The following is a 15,928-nucleotide window of genomic DNA, read 5'->3' as shown; positions in this document are numbered from 1 at the left end:
TCATCAGGCCCGGTCAACGGTAAACGCAATAACCTCAGCCAGGCTTTCCGCCTGCAATGCCAGCATTACCAGACGATCAACGCCCAGCGCCACGCCAGAACAATCCGGCAGGCCGGCTTTCAACGCTTCCAGCAAATTATTGTCCACCGGCTGCTGTGGCAGACCGCGCGCCGCGCGCTTGCGGTTATCCTGCTCAAAACGCTGCTGCTGCTCGCGGGCGTCAGTCAGCTCATGGAAACCATTCGCCAGCTCAATGCCTTTGAAATAGACCTCAAAACGTTCCGCCACGCGGTGATCTTCGGTGCTGATCTGCGCCAGCGCGGCCTGGCTTGCCGGGAAGTGATACACGAAAGTCGGACGGTCTTTGCCGATATGCGGCTCAACGCCCATGGCAAACAGCAGTTGTAGCAGCGTATCGCGGTCTTCTTCTGTCTCGGCAATATTGCTCAGATCGAGTTTCGCCGCCACTTCGCGCAGCTGCGCTTTATCAGCAGAGAGCGGATCCACTTCCAGATAACGCTGAAATGCCTGCTGGTAAGTGAGCGATTCCGCTGCCGGGCACTCCAGTACCTGTTGCAGTAAATCGTCCACCTCGTTCATCAGACGGTACATATCGTAGTGCGGACGATACCACTCAAGCATGGTGAATTCAGGATTGTGATGACGGCCCATCTCTTCATTACGGAAGCTTCTGCACAGCTGGAATACCGGGCCGCACCCCGCCGCCAGCAGACGCTTCATATGGTATTCCGGGCTGGTCATCAGATAGAGATTGATCCCCTGAGAATGGCCGGGGCCAACAAAACGGGTTTCAAACGGGAACAGATGAACGTCCGTTACCGTTGCCTGGCTCATACAGGGCGTCTCCACCTCAAGTACGCCGCGATCGGCGAAGAAACGCCGGATCTCCGCCATGATTGCCGCGCGTTTTAATAAATTGGGGATGGATGCGCTCGGCTGCCAGGTGGCCGTTTCGCTCATGGTACGTTCTCCGAATTCAGACAAGGGCACGAAGTCTACCCGCATCGATCCGCAGAGACAAATTTTGCGCAAAAAAATTTCATTTATCTCGTCTATAAATAAAGAGGAAGTAATCAAGGATGATATTTATCAATATGAATGATGCATTGCCTTAAAGAACAGCAAAAAAATCGAACGCATCAAATTTCCCTTGGATCTCTGCGGTTATACTGCTCCTTACCCAAAAAGGAGCAGTGGAACATATTCGCAACTGCCTTAAGCGGTCTGGCTTATCGTTGCGGAACAACAATAATCTGGAGGAATGTCGTGCAAACCTTTCAAGCCGATATCGCTGTGATAGGCGCAGGCGGAGCGGGATTACGCACCGCAATCGCGGCGGCGCAAGCCAACCCGAAAGCCAAAATCGCATTGATTTCAAAAGTTTATCCGATGCGCAGCCACACGGTTGCCGCAGAAGGCGGTTCTGCCGCCGTCGCCCAGGATCATGACAGCTTCGAATACCATTTCCACGATACCGTTGCTGGCGGTGACTGGCTTTGCGAACAGGATGTCGTTGACTATTTTGTGCATCATTGCCCGACAGAAATGACCCAACTTGAACAGTGGGGTTGTCCGTGGAGCCGTCGCCCGGATGGTTCGGTCAACGTGCGGCGCTTCGGTGGGATGAAAATCGAACGTACCTGGTTCGCCGCCGATAAAACCGGCTTCCATATGCTGCATACCCTGTTTCAAACCTCTCTTCAGTTCCCACAAATCCAACGCTTCGACGAACATTTCGTGCTGGATATCCTTGTGGATGACAACCATGCCCGCGGGCTGGTCGCCATGAATATGATGGAAGGTACGCTGGTGCAGATTCGCGCCAATGCCGTGGTGATGGCAACGGGCGGCGCTGGCCGCGTTTACCGTTACAACACCAACGGCGGCATTGTAACTGGCGACGGCATGGGCATGGCGCTGGCGCACGGCGTTCCGCTGCGCGACATGGAGTTCGTGCAGTACCATCCAACCGGCCTGCCGGGTTCCGGCATTCTGATGACAGAAGGTTGCCGCGGCGAAGGCGGCATTCTGGTTAACAAAAACGGCTACCGTTATTTGCAGGATTACGGCATGGGGCCGGAAACGCCGCTGGGCGAGCCGAAGAACAAATATATGGAACTCGGCCCGCGCGACAAAGTGTCGCAAGCGTTCTGGCATGAGTGGCGTAAAGGCAACACTATCTCCACGCCGCGCGGTGATGTGGTCTACCTCGATCTGCGTCATCTTGGCGCGAAAAAAATCAACGAGCGCCTGCCATTTATCTGCGAACTGGCGAAAGCCTATGTCGGCGTCGATCCGATCAAAGAGCCGATTCCGGTACGCCCGACAGCCCACTACACCATGGGCGGTATCGAAACCGACCAAAACTGCGAATCCCGCATCACCGGGCTGTTTGCAGTGGGTGAATGCTCGTCGGTCGGCCTGCACGGCGCCAACCGTCTCGGCTCGAACTCGCTGGCGGAACTGGTGGTGTTTGGCCGCCTGGCCGGTGAACGCGCCATTGCACGTTCGGCCTCCGCGAGCCAGGCCAATGATGATGCGTTAAACGCGCAGGCAGCCGATGTCGAGCAGCGGCTGAAAGCGCTGGTCAATCAGGACGGCAACGAAAGCTGGGCGAAAATCCGCGACGAAATGGGCGAATCCATGGAAGAAGGCTGCGGGATCTACCGCACGCCGGAATTAATGCAGAAAACCGTGGATAAGCTGGCCGAGCTGCAAGAGCGTTTCAAACGCGTGCGCATTACCGATACTTCCAGCGTCTTCAACACCGACGTGCTCTACACCATCGAACTAGGACACGGACTGAACGTGGCCGAATGTATGGCGCACTCGGCGCTGGCGCGTAAAGAATCCCGCGGGGCGCATCAGCGCCTGGATGAGGGATGTACTGAGCGCGATGACGTCAACTTCCTCAAGCACACGCTGGCTTTCCGCGATGCCGACGGCGCAACCCGACTGGAATACAGCGACGTGAAGATCACTACGCTGCCACCGGCAAAACGCGTATACGGTGCAGAAGCTGAATCGTCTGAGAAGAAGGAGACGAACAATGTCTGAGATGAAGAATCTGAAAGTGGAGGTGGTGCGTTACAACCCGGAAGTGGACGATGCGCCTCACAGTGCCTTCTATGACGTGCCTTACGATGAAGCCACTTCTCTGCTCGATGCGCTGAACTATATCAAAGATAACCTTGCGCCGGATCTGAGCTACCGCTGGTCGTGCCGTATGGCGATTTGCGGCTCCTGCGGCATGATGGTCAACAAAGTCCCGAAACTGGCGTGTAAAACCTTTCTGCGCGATTACGAGAAAGGCCTGAAAGTCGAGGCGCTGGCGAACTTCCCGATTGAGCGCGATCTGGTAGTCGATATGACCCACTTTATCGAAAGTCTCGAAGCGATTAAGCCTTACATCATTGGCAATACGCGCACGCTGGATCAGGGGCCCGGCAAGCAAACCCCGGCGCAGATGGCGAAGTATCATCAGTTCTCCGGCTGCATTAACTGTGGCCTGTGCTACGCCGCCTGCCCGCAGTTTGGTCTGAATCCTGAGTTCATCGGCCCGGCGGCAATTACGCTGGCGCATCGCTATAACCTTGATAGCCGCGATAACGGCAAAAAAGAGCGCATGGGGCAACTCAACAGCCAGAACGGCGTGTGGAGCTGTACGTTTGTCGGCTACTGTTCGGAAGTGTGTCCGAAACATGTCGATCCGGCTGCGGCCATTCAGCAGGGCAAGGTGGAAAGCTCGAAAGACTTTCTTATCGCTACCCTGAAACCACGCTAAGGAGTGCATTATGACGACTAAACGTAAAGCCTGGGTTCGTCCCATGCCGTCAAGCTGGTGGAAAACTCTGCCGTTTTATCGCTTCTATATGCTGCGTGAAGGAACGGCGGTGCCTGCGGTCTGGTTCAGTATCGAACTGATCTTTGGTCTGTTTGCGCTAAAACATGGGCCGGAAAGCTGGCAAGGGTTCGTGCATTTTCTGCAAAACCCGATTGTGGTGATCCTCAATCTGGTGACGCTCGCTGCCGCGCTGCTGCACACCAAAACCTGGTTTGATCTGGCGCCGAAAGCGCAGCTTATCATCGTCAAAGGCGAAAAAATGGGGCCAGAGCCGGTAGTGAAAGGGCTTTGGGTGGTGACTGCGGTAGTCACTGTGGTGGTGCTGCTTGTGGCTCTTTTCTGGTAAGGAGGCCAACGTGATTAACCCGAATCCAAAACGTTCTGACGAACCCGTATTCTGGGGCTTGTTCGGCGCAGGTGGTATGTGGAGCGCCATTGTCGCACCGGTCATCGTGCTGCTGGTCGGCATTCTGCTGCCGCTGGGCTTCTACCCTGGTGAAGCGCTGGGCTATGAGCGCGTACTGGCGTTTGCGCAAAGCTTCATTGGCCGCGTGTTCCTGTTTTTGATGATTGTCCTGCCGGTGTGGTGCGGTCTGCACCGTATTCACCATATGATGCATGATTTGAAAATTCACGTACCGAACGGTAAATGGGTGTTCTACGGTCTCGCGGCGATTCTGACCGTGGTCACTCTGATCGGCGTCATTTTTATTTGATACCTGTCGCTCTCCTGCGCAAGCGGGAGAGCAAATTTCCTGCCAGCGTCTATACCCTAAAGAAAAGATCTGGAAGGAAAAATCCCATGCGCATGTTGCTGATGATCGTCACGATTACCGCTGCGTTACTGCTCTCCGCCTGTAGTTCCCCTACCCCGCCTGATGGCGTCACCGTTGTGCAAAACTTCAATACCCAGCGCTATCTCGGAAGATGGTACGAAATCGCGCGTTTTGATCACCACTTCGAGAGCGGTCTGGAGAAAGTCACCGCCACCTACAGTTTGCGCAACGACGGCGGGCTGACGGTGATAAACCGCGGCTATAATCCTCAGCGCGACATGTGGCAACAGTCCACCGGCGTGGCATATTTCACCGGCAATCCGAATACCGCTGCGCTGAAGGTCTCTTTCTTCGGTCCTTTCTATGGCGGTTACAACATCATCGCTCTTGACGATGAATATCGCTACGCGCTGGTTTGCGGCCCGGATCGCGACTATTTGTGGCTGCTGTCGCGCACGCCAACCCTGCCAGCCGAGGTCAAACAGCAGATGCTGGATATCGCCAGCCGGCAAGGTTTTGCTGTGGAGAAACTACTCTGGATTAATCAGTCTTACTAATGTGTGCTGAGCTTTAACCCAATGATTCCGGCGACAATCAGACACAGACTGAGAATACGCGCCAGGCTTGCCGATTCGCCAAGCAACACAATCCCTGCAACCGCCGCGCCCACCGCACCGATCCCGGTCCAGATAGCATAAGCGGTACCGACCGGCAGGGTTTTCATTGCCCATGACAGCAGCACAATACTGGCGATCATCGCGGTAACGGTGATGATACTGGGGACAAGGCGCGTAAAGCCGTAGGTGTATTTCAGGCCGACAGCCCAAACCACTTCAAGAAGACCGGCGATAAGAAGAATTAACCAGGACATGATTGGCTCCGATGCGGGGCCGTCCCCGAAAAAAATGAAACTGACAGGTCGTCCCGCCAGAGATGTGAAGAGAGGCAAATTCTGCCCGCTACAGTTTAAAATTTCAACTTGATTATGCCCGCTGACATTCAGCAAGTTAAAGCAAGAAATAGCCACTGTTCGCTGCGGAATTCCAGCATTTACCCACCTTATGTACCCCCTATGATGAATCACTTTCCTGAATACAGGAAGTTGTGCGCCACCCTCTGACTGCGAAGAAAAATATGTTCAAGATTCTCGTGATTGACCGTTGTTACTTCACCCGCGTTGGGGTGGAGTCCTGGCTCAATCAACCCGATTTGTTCCCCGCCTCGTTTATCGTCACCGGGTTGCATAATTTAATGCTGGCGAAAGAACATATTGTGCAGTGGCAGCCCGATCTGGTGATTGCCGACCTTCATGGTTTCAAAAATGAAATCCATCATATTCAACAGCTTGCTTCGCTATTTTCCGTCTGCGGCGACTCAAACCAGGTACTGCTGCTGGAATCAGGTATCGATGAGCAACTTTCCGGGTTCTATGCGCAATTTAAAATTCGCGCAACGCTGCTAAAAACAGAACCGCTGGAGAAACTGGCGCAGGTCATTGATGACATTGTGCTGGCGCGCCCGATGCGTTCAATTCCACAAATGGCGACACCATTACTGACCAAACAGGAAGAGAAAGTGCTCACGCTATGGATGGAAGGGAAAAGTAACCAAAGCATCGCTGCCAGGCTAAGTATTAACGGCAAAACCGTTTATACCTACAAGCGTAATATTCGCATGAAACTCGGAATGGGAAATCGGTTTACACCGTTCCTTTCACTGCCGGAAAATTCAAATTAGCGGTACGGCGTATGCCGTACCGGCAAGGATTACTGCTGCGCTTTGCTTGCTGCGCCAGAAATTGCGCTGCCGCCTTCAGAGATATCCTGACCGACGCCACGCGTGGTGTTACACGCTGTCAGAACGGATGAAAGGACCAATACAGAAAAGATCGCAGCAATTGTCTTCTTAACCATAATATCTTCCTTTTGTGACCAATATTATTCGTGTATAGCCACTTAAGCATAGACAAAATTCCGCAGTGAGACCGGAACGGGAAGATTTTTAAGAAGATGTGAAGTTTTTAGCTGACCGCGTGAGAGATCGCGTGGCCCAGGCTCTGAATATCTTCGCCGACGCCGCGCGCCGTATTGCAGCCCGACAGCAAAGCGCTGCTGATAAGCATAAGTAAAAGGATTTTGGTAAGGCGTTTCATCATTCCTGCCTTGTTATGTTCAACGGCGTAGCATGACGCTACGCCGAAGCCGCGGACACTACTTCACGCGAGACACGTATTCGCCGGAGCGGGTATCCACTTTGATGACTTCACCGATCTGTACGAACAGCGGAACTTTAACCACTGCGCCAGTGCTCAGGGTAGCCGGTTTGCCGCCGGTACCTGCGGTGTCGCCTTTCAGACCTGGATCGGTTTCAACGATTTCCAGCTCAACAAAGTTCGGCGGGGTGACGGAGATCGGCTGGCCGTTCCACAGAGTCACGATGCACTCAGCCTGATCCAGCAGCCATTTTGCGTTGTCGCCAATCGCTTTGGCGTCAGCGGAAAGCTGTTCGAAAGTTTCGTTGTTCATGAAGTGCCAGAACTCACCGTCGTTGTACAGGTAAGTCAGGTTCATATCGACAACGTCTGCGCCTTCGGCAGAGTCAGTAGATTTGAAGGTTTTTTCTACGCGAGTACCGGTCAGCAGGCGACGCAGCTTAACGCGCGCAAATGCCTGGCCTTTACCTGGTTTAACGAATTCGCTGGCTTCAACCGCATAAGGTTCGCCGTCCAACATGATTTTAAGACCAGCACGAAAATCGTTGCTATAGTAAGTCGCCATAAGGCCCTCTGAAAATTGTTAACTGGTAGCTTAGCCACAAAATGGCGCATATTGTAACCCTAAATACCCCGTCCAGAGAAGATTGGTTAATGCAACTTGCCGATGTAATAACCGATCCGGACGAACTGTTACGTCTTTTAAAGATAGACACGGATGAAAATTTAACCGCAGGCCGTGAGGCAAAACGCCTGTTTCCCCTACGCGTACCGCGATCCTTCGCTGCGCGCATGCAGCCTGGCAATCCCAACGATCCGCTATTGCGCCAGGTGATCACCGCACCACAGGAATTTATCGCCGCACCCGGTTTCACCACCGATCCGCTGGAAGAGCAGAGTAGCGTGGTGCCCGGATTACTGCATAAGTACCGTAATCGCGCCCTGCTGCTGGTGAAAGGCGGCTGCGCCGTGAACTGCCGCTACTGCTTCCGTCGCCACTTCCCCTACGCGGAAAATCAGGGCAACAAGCGTAACTGGCAAGGCGCGCTGGACTATATTGCAGCGCATCCGGAGCTGGATGAAATCATCTTTTCCGGCGGCGATCCGCTGATGGCGAAAGATCATGAGCTGGACTGGCTGCTGGAACAGCTGGAAGCCATTCCGCACATTAAACGCCTGCGTATTCACAGCCGCCTGCCGATTGTGATCCCGGCGCGCATCACGGATACGCTGGTCGCGCGTTTCGCCCGTTCATCTCTGCAAATTTTGCTGGTCAATCATATTAACCATGCCCAGGAGATCGGCGATGACTTCCGCGCGGCGATGGCCGCACTGCGGCAGGCGGGCGTCACTTTACTGAATCAAAGCGTGCTGCTACGCGGCGTGAATGATAATGCGCAAACGCTGGCGGAGTTGAGCAATGCGTTATTTGATGCGGGGGTGATGCCCTACTATCTGCACGTGCTGGATAAAGTTCAGGGCGCTGCGCACTTTATGGTGAGCGATGACGAAGCGCGTTTGATTATGCGCGAGCTTCTGACGCTGGTTTCCGGCTATATGGTGCCGAAACTTGCCCGCGAGATTGGCGGCGAACCCAGTAAGACGCCGCTGGATTTGCAATTACGCCAGCGCTAAGCCGCAAATAATGACGAGCCTTTGCAGGCTCGTCATTATCGTTTAAAACGTCTCCCAACCGTCCTGTCCCGTAGTGGCAACAGCCTGTTTTGGTTGATGTATTTTCCCGATCGACTTTTTCACTTTCTCCAGTTGCAGCCCTGGCAAACGGAACACATCAACCAGCTGTTGCAGTTTGCTTGCCTGCTCTTCAAGGCTACCGGCAGCGGCAGAAGACTCCTGTACCAGCGCGGCGTTCTGCTGCGTGGTGGTATCCATTTCCGACATCGCCTGGGCAATCTGCGAGATACCACGGTTTTGCTCGTCGGACGCGGCGGCGATCTCCTGCATTAAATCTTTAACCTGCTGCACGGAGTGTACAATGCCGCTCATCGTTTCCCCCGCCAGATCGACCTGCCGGGAACCTTCTTCGACATAGTTAACCGACTCATGAATCAGGGCTTCAATCTCTTTCGCCGCCTGGGCGCTACGCTGCGCGAGGTTTCGCACCTCGCCTGCTACCACCGCAAAACCACGCCCCTGCTCGCCCGCTCTGGCTGCTTCAACAGCGGCGTTAAGCGCCAGAATGTTGGTCTGAAATGCAATGCCATTAATCACAGAGGTGATTTCGGAAATGCGCTTCGAGCTTTCGATAATATCCTTCATGCGATTCACCGCCACGCTAACAACGGTGCCGCCTTTTACCGCCGTATCTGCCGCTGACGTGGCTAGCTGGCTGGCCTGATGCGCGTTCTGCGCGTTCTGTTTCACCGTCGAACTCAGCTCTTCCATGCTCGCCGCCGTTTCCACCACGGCGGCCGATTGCTGTTCGGTACGTGCAGAGAGTTCATTGTTGCCGAGCGCAATCTCATTGGCAGCAGTATTCACCGAGCCGGAGGCGCTGCGCACCATGGTCAGTGATTCCGCGACCCGTTCAATTAGCCGGTTGAATGCCCCAACGGCCTGGCCAATCTCATCCAGTCGTCCCGTTGGTAATGCATGGCTGAGATCCAGTTTTTCGCTGATACTGACCATCCCGTCTTTCATCTCATTCAGACGACGTTTGATATTCAACACGGTGAATAAACCAAACAGTCCCAGAATAAGCGTCGCCGCCAGCGTGGCAATCAGAGATAGCGTCATTGCGCGAGAAATCAACGAACTATTATTACTGTTGGCGGTAGTCACCAACGAGGTGTTATAAGCAATTTGCTCGTCAAAATCATTGACCAATTGAGTAATACTACTCGCAACCAATCCCCCGGAATGCATGGCTTTAACAATGCCATCACGATCGTTAGCATTGGATATTTTAAAATATTGATCCATCACCGCACGGAATTTTTCTAAATCACCTAACGTTTTATTCGACAAATCAAGATCGTGTTGATCGGAAATAAGGTCTTTCAGGTAATGTTGATGCATGGCATATAATTCATCATACATTTTTAACGCTTTTTGTTGTACTTCATTCATACCAGCAGCATCTTGCGTCAGACCATGTAGATAAAGCTGACTACGGATGCTGGTGACCTTCAGCATCTCTTTGTTCATGGCGTCGAGGCTCGGCAAGATATTTGCCTGGAAATAATCTTGCGCGTTACCAATTTTCGATAGTGAAAAAACTGCGATAAGGTTTGTACCAATTAAACTCAAGATTAATAAAGAAAATGCAAGCAATAGCTTTTTTGTAATATTCATCGACTTTCCGCCCCCCTTCTGACCCACCAAAATCACCCCGTTTTAAAATCCTTTTATTTTGCGTCCTGCCAACAATATCGACAATAAAATCGCATACTTTAGTGATCGCGGTATCTTCTCATCAAAGAAACAGAAAATATTGTTTAACCTTAAGAAAACTTAATATTCAGGACGGGGGAAATAACAAAATTTATGAAAAAGAGTCAGGAGAAGAGGAATAAATAACGGAATGAAGCAATTAACAGACTCCCGCCAGCATGAGCGGGAGTCCGCAGAAACAACTTAGTTAGGGCATTTATAGACCTGCGCGTTCATTTCGCTGGCGGTCGGGACAAAACTGGATAAGAAACCCTGCGTCGGGCTGGAAACGTTATAAAGAACGTTGCCGCCCATCGCAGCCGCCTGGTTGCGCAACGCATTCGCCGCAGCGCGCATTGAACCACCCTCTTCACCATGCTGGCCAGCGAGCCAGTTGCTCTGCGAGCCGGTGGCGGTGCCGAGATACTGGCACTGCGCGCCTGGCTTATCTTCCACAAAGCGTACGCCTTGCCCTGCGGCGCTTAGTTCACTGCTGCTACTGCTGCAACCTGCTAACAGCAGCACGCCGCCCATAATCCCAGCCAAACGTTTTACGTACATGTTATTCCCCATAATCAATGAGCTGGACGCATGCCGCCCGTGTGTAAACCTTATACTAAAAAGATGACTAAAAGAAAAACATCCTCAGCATAAGCCGCACAAATCGCGGAAAATAGTGCCAGGAAAAGCGTATTGCAACGATAAAACTGGATAGGGAGCAACGCCAGGAGAGGCTGTCTGCTCTTCAACGCGGCCGTGCTGTTTGAGGCGTACGTTTCACGCACGGCGTTACGCCTGGTTTTTCACCGCCAGTGCTCATCGCCTCAAGCAGAACCCGGGGCTGAATACAACGTGTTAAGCGATTATATATCAACCGATAATTGGCAATAAAATAATATGCCAGGTAACGAAGAAAAGAATATCAAGCGCATCAACTGAATCTACAAACCGTAACATGTTAAAACCCTGGTACTCATAATAATCTGATTAACCCCTCCACCCGGGTAAACAATCACCAAAACCATTGACAACATATATTAGATAGACAGTATGGTAGCACATCAAAAAATTCGTTGAACGGAATCATCAATGGGACATTCATTAAAAAACAGATCGCAACAACTATAATGTTTTGTGGTAACAACAACCTTTAATTAACTCATTAATGCAGAATAACTAAAACCATAATAAGCATCGCCATGCAAGGTACGACTATGATATTTATCATTAATCACAAAATCCATTTCAGGCCTGCCGATGGCACTATCTGGAATAACGAAGTTGAAAGCGAAAAAAGCCATTTAACACTGACTCGAGCCAGCAGTAGATTGTTGACTTTTTTAATTGAGAATCAAGGAAAAATCTTACCGCGCAATGATATTTTGAAAGCGGTTTGGGGTAAATATGGTCAGCACTCGTCAAATAATACGTTAAATCAATATATTTCTCTGTTACGTAGAATGTTATCTAATTTTGGATTAGGCGTTCAAGTTATTAAAACCATTCCTAAGACAGGTTTTTTACTGAGTGCGGATATACATATTGTTGCCAATAAAGAATTCGCCAATAGTGGGGTAAGAGCGGACGCACCGCTAATATGCAGAAACTGTAAAAAGTTAGGGTTATTATTGCTGCTGGTCGTGCTTTTCATGCTATTGACTGGCGTCTGGCAGAGCCGCACTGGTATCTGCAATTTTTCCACAGGCCTTCAGCCTCGCGCGAGCTGGCACCAGGACGTGCAGGCGCCTTCAGAGTTAGCGTTGCTGGTATAGTTTCATGCACATCCATGAGCAAAGCAGAAAGCAAAAAAAGAGCGGGAATGCCCGCTCTTTTTCGTTGAACCCGCGACAGGTCGCCCTGCTCGCGCGTCAGGCAGCAATTACATCATGCCGCCCATACCGCCCATGCCGCCCATGCCACCAGCAGCACCTAAATCAGGCGCATCGCTTTTCGGCAGGTCGGTTACCATGCACTCGGTAGTGATCATCAGGCCAGCAACGGACGCCGCATACTGCAGAGCAGAACGGGTCACTTTGGTCGGATCCAGAATACCCATGTCGATCATGTTGCCGTACTCTTCGGTCGCAGCGTTGTAACCGTAGTTGCCGTCGCCAGCTTTAACGGTGTTCGCCACTACAGACGGCTCTTCGCCGCAGTTCAGCACGATCTGACGCAGCGGAGCTTCCATTGCGCGCAGCGCAACTTTGATACCGACGTTCTGGTCTTCGTTCTGGCCTTTCAGCTCAGCAATTTTGCTTGCTACACGGATCAACGCAACGCCACCGCCAGCAACCACGCCTTCTTCAACGGCAGCACGGGTCGCGTGCAGCGCATCTTCAACGCGTGCTTTTTTCTCTTTCATTTCAACTTCAGTTGCTGCGCCAACTTTGATAACGGCAACGCCGCCAGCCAGTTTAGCTACACGCTCCTGCAGTTTTTCACGGTCGTAATCGGAAGTCGCTTCTTCGATCTGCTGACGAATCTGGGTTACGCGACCCTGGATTGCAGCTTCTTCACCCACGCCATCGATGATGGTGGTAGTGTCTTTGTTGATCACAACGCGTTTAGCCTGGCCCAAATCTTCCAGGGTGGCTTTTTCCAGTTCCATACCGATTTCTTCAGAAATCACGGTACCACCGGTCAGGGTTGCAATGTCCTGCAGCATAGCTTTACGACGATCGCCGAAGCCCGGTGCTTTAACAGCAGCGACTTTCACGATGCCGCGCATGGTGTTAACCACCAGTGTTGCGAGCGCTTCGCCTTCAACGTCTTCAGCGATGATAACCAGCGGTTTGCCTGCTTTCGCAACGGCTTCCAGAACCGGCAGCATTTCGCGGATGTTGGAGATTTTTTTATCAGCCAGCAGGATGAACGGGCTTTCCAGTTCTACTGCGCCAGTTTCCGGCTTGTTGATGAAGTAAGGAGACAGGTAACCACGGTCGAACTGCATACCTTCAACCACGTCCAGTTCGTCCTGCAGACCGGTACCGTCTTCAACGGTGATCACGCCTTCTTTACCCACTTTATCCATCGCTTCCGCAATCAGTTTACCCACGGTTTCGTCGGAGTTTGCGGAGATAGTACCTACCTGAGCGATAGCTTTAGAGTCAGAGCACGGTACGGACAGTGCTTTCAGCTCTTCAACCGCAGCAGCGACAGCTTTGTCGATACCACGTTTCAGATCCATCGGGTTCATGCCCGCAGCAACAGCTTTCAGACCCTCAGTGATGATTGACTGCGCCAGAACGGTTGCAGTGGTAGTACCGTCGCCCGCAGCGTCGTTCGCTTTGGAGGCCACTTCTTTCACCATCTGCGCGCCCATGTTTTCGAACTTGTCTTCCAGTTCGATTTCACGTGCTACGGAAACACCATCTTTGGTGATGGTCGGTGCACCGAAAGATTTATCCAGAACCACATTACGGCCTTTTGGACCGAGGGTAACTTTCACTGCATCTGCCAGAACGTTTACGCCGCGCAGCATTTTTACACGGGCGTCGTTACCGAATTTTACGTCTTTAGCTGCCATTTTCTCTTTCCTTAAATTCGTTCAGGTTCGCGCGCGTTGTTACGCTTCAACAATTGCCAGGATGTCACTTTCGGACATGATCAGCACTTCTTCGTTGTCGATTTTTTCAGCTTTCACACCGTAACCATCGTTGAAAATCACGATATCGCCCACTTTCACGTCCAGTGGTTGAACGGTACCGTTTTCCAGGATGCGGCCCTTACCGACAGCGATGATTTCGCCACGAGTTGATTTACCTGCTGCAGAACCGGTCAGAACGATGCCGCCAGCAGATTTGGATTCAACTTCTTTACGTTTGACGATCACACGATCATGTAACGGACGAATACTCATTGATAGCTCTCCTTTGAGAAAGTCTTTATCAGTTATGGATGGCGCCGGGCCGCAAACGGTTCTCCGGCTGGTGACCAGAGAGATGGGGTTAGCTGTTTCACCCTTCAAGGGGGAACAACAAAAAAAATTTATGAAATCTGACTCACCCGCTAAACCAGGCGGTTCCCACCCTTGCTGGCAGGCACTGGCGCGGCCATAAGTAAAACCGATTGTGATAACATCGGCGCAACCGACAATCGACAGACGAAGACAATGAGTGGATTAAAACAAGAGCTGGGGCTGGCACAGGGCATTGGATTGTTATCAACGTCTTTACTCGGCACCGGCGTATTCGCCGTACCCGCGCTGGCGGCGCTGGCCGCAGGCGACAGCAGCTTGTGGGCATGGCCGGTGCTCATTTTACTGGTGTTTCCGGTGGCGATTGTGTTTGCGATACTTGGTCGTCATTTCCCGAGCGCGGGTGGCGTCGCCCACTTTGTTGGTCTGGCGTTCGGCCCGCGGCTTGAGCGGGTCACCGGCTGGCTGTTTCTCTCGGTGATCCCGGTCGGTCTGCCGGCAGCCCTGCATATTGCCGCGGGCTTCTGGCAAGGCATGTTTGGCTGGCAAGGGCCGTTATTGCTGATGGCTGAACTTGGCACGCTGGTGCTGATTTGGTTTATCGGCACGCGCGGCGCAGGTTCCAGCGCCAATTTGCAGTCGATTATTGCCGGGCTGATTGTGGCATTAATCGTCGCTATCTGGTGGCGTGGCGGCATCACCTTCCGCGACATTCCTTTCCCGCCGCTGCCGCAGGTGTCGGTTTCCGCGATGTCGGCATCCCTGGCGGTAATGTTCTGGTGTTTTGTCGGCCTGGAGGCTTTCGCCCATCTGGCTTCGGAATTCAAAAACCCGGAGCGGGATTTTCCACGTGCGCTGATGATTGGCCTGCTACTGGCGGGTTCAGTCTACTGGGCCTGTACCGTGGTGGTGCTGCACTTTGATGTCTGGCGCACGCTCGGCGCAGCGGCATCGCTTCCGGCAATCGTCGTTGAACTGTTCGGTAAACAGGCGCTGTGGATAGCCTGCATTATTGGCTATCTGGCCTGCTTCGCCAGCCTGAACATTTATATCCAGAGCTTCGCCCGGCTGGTGTGGTCGCAGGCGGCATATAAACCCGAGAGCGCGCTGGCAAAGCTCTCTAAACGCCAGTTACCGGTGAATGCGCTCAACGCCGTGCTGTTCTGCTGCATGGTATGCACCATCGTCATCTACGCTTTCAGCATTAATCTGGATACGCTGATTATCTACGCCAACGGCATTTTCATCATGATCTACCTGCTGTGCATGCTGGCAGGTTGCCGCTTGCTGAAAGGGCGCTATAAAGCGCTGGCGATGGTCGGCAGCGCGCTGTGCCTGTTACTGCTGGTAATCCCTGGCTGGAAGAGTTTGTATGCGGTGATCATGCTGGCCGCGCTGTGGTTGCTGCTGCCGAAGCGCCGCGCCACAACGATCCGCTCCGTACAGCCGTAAAAAAAAGCCCGGCGGTTGGACTGCACCCCAAAAGTTGGACACCCAACTGAGTAAGGTGCAGTTTTTTATGGCAAAGCCAAAATATTCCCTCGAAACCAGATTAGCTGTAGTTAATCACTACCTCGCCGGAAAAGATGGAACACACCGTACCGCTGAACGTTTTGGTGTTGAAAGAACATCAGTGCGACGCTGGGTAAGAGCCTGGCAACTCCACGGTCTTGATGGTATTACCTGGAAAAATGACCGCCATTCTCCGGCGTTCCGGATGACTGTTGTCCGGACTGCTCCCGATGAAGAACTTTCAATGCGTGAGG

19 protein-coding genes are annotated in these 15,928 nt (G+C 52.5%); 10 read left to right on the top strand and 9 right to left on the bottom strand.

All coding sequences use genetic code 11. The features are described 5' to 3' along the window. Positions 1-3: 3 nt before the first annotated feature. On the bottom strand, positions 4-981 hold the full coding sequence (epmA, locus tag C0557_RS01020; protein ID WP_208657198.1) for an elongation factor P--(R)-beta-lysine ligase: 978 nt from the start codon (positions 979-981) through the stop codon (positions 4-6). A 306-nt stretch (positions 982-1,287) separates the two neighbouring features. Here epmA and frdA point away from each other — a divergent pair, with 306 nt between their 5' ends. The 5 genes from frdA (at position 1,288) to C0557_RS00995 (ending at position 5,198) form a co-directional block, all read left to right on the top strand. Continuing rightward, a complete protein-coding gene (frdA, locus tag C0557_RS01015; protein ID WP_043955477.1) occupies positions 1,288-3,078 on the top strand; it encodes a fumarate reductase (quinol) flavoprotein subunit in 1,791 nt (596 codons plus the stop codon). Continuing rightward, positions 3,071-3,805: a succinate dehydrogenase/fumarate reductase iron-sulfur subunit gene (locus C0557_RS01010; RefSeq protein ID WP_074774160.1), complete on the top strand. Its 735-nt coding sequence runs from the start codon at positions 3,071-3,073 to the stop codon at positions 3,803-3,805. Before frdA ends, C0557_RS01010 begins: the two co-directional genes overlap by 8 nt. Positions 3,806-3,815: 10 nt before the next feature. Then, a complete protein-coding gene (frdC, locus tag C0557_RS01005; protein WP_208657197.1) occupies positions 3,816-4,211 on the top strand; it encodes a fumarate reductase subunit FrdC in 396 nt (131 codons plus the stop codon). Between the two features lie 10 nt (positions 4,212-4,221). Next, positions 4,222-4,581, top strand: a complete 360-nt coding sequence (gene frdD, locus C0557_RS01000; RefSeq protein WP_208657196.1) for a fumarate reductase subunit FrdD — start codon at positions 4,222-4,224, stop codon at positions 4,579-4,581. 86 nt (positions 4,582-4,667) lie between these two features. Then, positions 4,668-5,198 (top strand): lipocalin family protein, encoded by a 531-nt coding sequence (locus tag C0557_RS00995; RefSeq protein WP_208657195.1) that lies wholly within the window; start codon positions 4,668-4,670, stop codon positions 5,196-5,198. Here the strand turns inward: C0557_RS00995 and sugE are convergent. Beyond that, on the bottom strand, positions 5,195-5,512 hold the full coding sequence (gene sugE / locus C0557_RS00990) for a quaternary ammonium compound efflux SMR transporter SugE (protein ID WP_083416258.1): 318 nt from the start codon (positions 5,510-5,512) through the stop codon (positions 5,195-5,197). The two genes, C0557_RS00995 and sugE, sit on opposite strands and share 4 nt — an antisense overlap. A 263-nt stretch (positions 5,513-5,775) precedes the next feature. Between sugE and C0557_RS00985 the strand changes: the two genes are divergently transcribed. Beyond that, on the top strand, positions 5,776-6,378 hold the full coding sequence (locus C0557_RS00985) for a helix-turn-helix transcriptional regulator (RefSeq protein WP_208657194.1): 603 nt from the start codon (positions 5,776-5,778) through the stop codon (positions 6,376-6,378). Between the two features lie 29 nt (positions 6,379-6,407). Here the strand turns inward: C0557_RS00985 and ecnB are convergent, their stop codons facing one another. From ecnB to efp, 3 genes are all read right to left on the bottom strand, one after another. Then, positions 6,408-6,554 (bottom strand): lipoprotein toxin entericidin B, encoded by a 147-nt coding sequence (ecnB, locus tag C0557_RS00980; protein WP_014168289.1) that lies wholly within the window; start codon positions 6,552-6,554, stop codon positions 6,408-6,410. Between the two features lie 107 nt (positions 6,555-6,661). Further along, positions 6,662-6,793 (bottom strand): entericidin A/B family lipoprotein, encoded by a 132-nt coding sequence (locus tag C0557_RS00975; RefSeq protein ID WP_208662749.1) that lies wholly within the window; start codon positions 6,791-6,793, stop codon positions 6,662-6,664. Positions 6,794-6,851: 58 nt separating this feature from the next. Continuing rightward, positions 6,852-7,418 carry an elongation factor P gene (efp, locus tag C0557_RS00970; protein ID WP_007372714.1) on the bottom strand — a complete coding sequence of 189 codons (567 nt, stop codon included), beginning with the start codon at positions 7,416-7,418 and terminating at the stop codon, positions 6,852-6,854. A gap of 41 nt (positions 7,419-7,459) precedes the next feature. Between efp and epmB the strand changes: the two genes are divergently transcribed. Then, positions 7,460-8,488 carry an EF-P beta-lysylation protein EpmB gene (gene epmB, locus C0557_RS00965; protein WP_208657193.1) on the top strand — a complete coding sequence of 343 codons (1,029 nt, stop codon included), beginning with the start codon at positions 7,460-7,462 and terminating at the stop codon, positions 8,486-8,488. Positions 8,489-8,530: 42 nt separating this feature from the next. On the opposite strand, the gene C0557_RS00960 is transcribed toward epmB, so the two are convergent. Continuing rightward, on the bottom strand, positions 8,531-10,039 hold the full coding sequence (locus C0557_RS00960) for a methyl-accepting chemotaxis protein (protein WP_371813224.1): 1,509 nt from the start codon (positions 10,037-10,039) through the stop codon (positions 8,531-8,533). A 411-nt stretch (positions 10,040-10,450) separates the two neighbouring features. Next, positions 10,451-10,807 (bottom strand): DUF4156 domain-containing protein, encoded by a 357-nt coding sequence (locus C0557_RS00955; RefSeq protein WP_043955494.1) that lies wholly within the window; start codon positions 10,805-10,807, stop codon positions 10,451-10,453. A 653-nt stretch (positions 10,808-11,460) separates the two neighbouring features. On the opposite strand from C0557_RS00955, the gene C0557_RS00950 reads away from it, so the two are divergent. Then, the gene (locus tag C0557_RS00950; RefSeq protein ID WP_217273279.1) at positions 11,461-12,018 is read left to right on the top strand and encodes a winged helix-turn-helix domain-containing protein; all 558 of its coding nucleotides are present in this window, start codon (positions 11,461-11,463) and stop codon (positions 12,016-12,018) included. A 107-nt stretch (positions 12,019-12,125) separates the two neighbouring features. Here C0557_RS00950 and groL read toward each other — a convergent pair whose 3' ends face one another. Next, complete coding sequence (gene groL, locus C0557_RS00945; protein ID WP_074780378.1) at positions 12,126-13,772, bottom strand: chaperonin GroEL; 1,647 nt, start codon at positions 13,770-13,772, stop codon at positions 12,126-12,128. A gap of 39 nt (positions 13,773-13,811) precedes the next feature. Then, on the bottom strand, positions 13,812-14,105 hold the full coding sequence (locus tag C0557_RS00940) for a co-chaperone GroES (RefSeq protein ID WP_007372708.1): 294 nt from the start codon (positions 14,103-14,105) through the stop codon (positions 13,812-13,814). 252 nt (positions 14,106-14,357) lie between these two features. On the opposite strand from C0557_RS00940, the gene yjeH reads away from it, so the two are divergent. Together yjeH and C0557_RS00930 are read left to right on the top strand one after the other, a co-directional pair. Continuing rightward, positions 14,358-15,614 (top strand): L-methionine/branched-chain amino acid transporter, encoded by a 1,257-nt coding sequence (gene yjeH / locus C0557_RS00935; protein WP_208657190.1) that lies wholly within the window; start codon positions 14,358-14,360, stop codon positions 15,612-15,614. Positions 15,615-15,681: 67 nt separating this feature from the next. Beyond that, positions 15,682-15,928 (top strand): helix-turn-helix domain-containing protein (locus C0557_RS00930; protein WP_217273278.1); only part of this gene is annotated, 247 nt, incomplete at its 3' end.

Origin of the sequence: Kosakonia sp. MUSA4 (genome assembly GCF_013085925.1) — a bacterium.
Classification (GTDB): Bacteria; Pseudomonadota; Gammaproteobacteria; order Enterobacterales; family Enterobacteriaceae; genus Kosakonia; species Kosakonia sacchari_B.
The sequence above is the reverse complement of the archived record's forward strand: the minus strand, read 5'-3'. Positions and strand labels throughout refer to the sequence as shown.

Excerpts from the sequence above, each read along its gene's own strand:
- epmA (WP_208657198.1), bottom strand. The coding sequence starts at position 981 with ATGAGCGAAACGGCCACCTGGCAGCCGAGCGCATCCATCCCCAATTTA.
- C0557_RS01010 (WP_074774160.1), top strand. The coding sequence starts at position 3,071 with ATGTCTGAGATGAAGAATCTGAAAGTGGAGGTGGTGCGTTACAACCCG.
- frdC (WP_208657197.1), top strand. The coding sequence starts at position 3,816 with ATGACGACTAAACGTAAAGCCTGGGTTCGTCCCATGCCGTCAAGCTGG.
- C0557_RS00995 (WP_208657195.1), top strand. The coding sequence starts at position 4,668 with ATGCGCATGTTGCTGATGATCGTCACGATTACCGCTGCGTTACTGCTC.
- sugE (WP_083416258.1), bottom strand. The coding sequence starts at position 5,512 with ATGTCCTGGTTAATTCTTCTTATCGCCGGTCTTCTTGAAGTGGTTTGG.
- C0557_RS00985 (WP_208657194.1), top strand. The coding sequence starts at position 5,776 with ATGTTCAAGATTCTCGTGATTGACCGTTGTTACTTCACCCGCGTTGGG.
- ecnB (WP_014168289.1), bottom strand. The coding sequence starts at position 6,554 with ATGGTTAAGAAGACAATTGCTGCGATCTTTTCTGTATTGGTCCTTTCA.
- C0557_RS00975 (WP_208662749.1), bottom strand. The coding sequence starts at position 6,793 with ATGAAACGCCTTACCAAAATCCTTTTACTTATGCTTATCAGCAGCGCT.
- efp (WP_007372714.1), bottom strand. The coding sequence starts at position 7,418 with ATGGCGACTTACTATAGCAACGATTTTCGTGCTGGTCTTAAAATCATG.
- epmB (WP_208657193.1), top strand. The coding sequence starts at position 7,460 with ATGGCGCATATTGTAACCCTAAATACCCCGTCCAGAGAAGATTGGTTA.
- C0557_RS00955 (WP_043955494.1), bottom strand. The coding sequence starts at position 10,807 with ATGTACGTAAAACGTTTGGCTGGGATTATGGGCGGCGTGCTGCTGTTA.
- C0557_RS00950 (WP_217273279.1), top strand. The coding sequence starts at position 11,461 with ATGATATTTATCATTAATCACAAAATCCATTTCAGGCCTGCCGATGGC.
- groL (WP_074780378.1), bottom strand. The coding sequence starts at position 13,772 with ATGGCAGCTAAAGACGTAAAATTCGGTAACGACGCCCGTGTAAAAATG.
- C0557_RS00940 (WP_007372708.1), bottom strand. The coding sequence starts at position 14,105 with ATGAGTATTCGTCCGTTACATGATCGTGTGATCGTCAAACGTAAAGAA.
- yjeH (WP_208657190.1), top strand. The coding sequence starts at position 14,358 with ATGAGTGGATTAAAACAAGAGCTGGGGCTGGCACAGGGCATTGGATTG.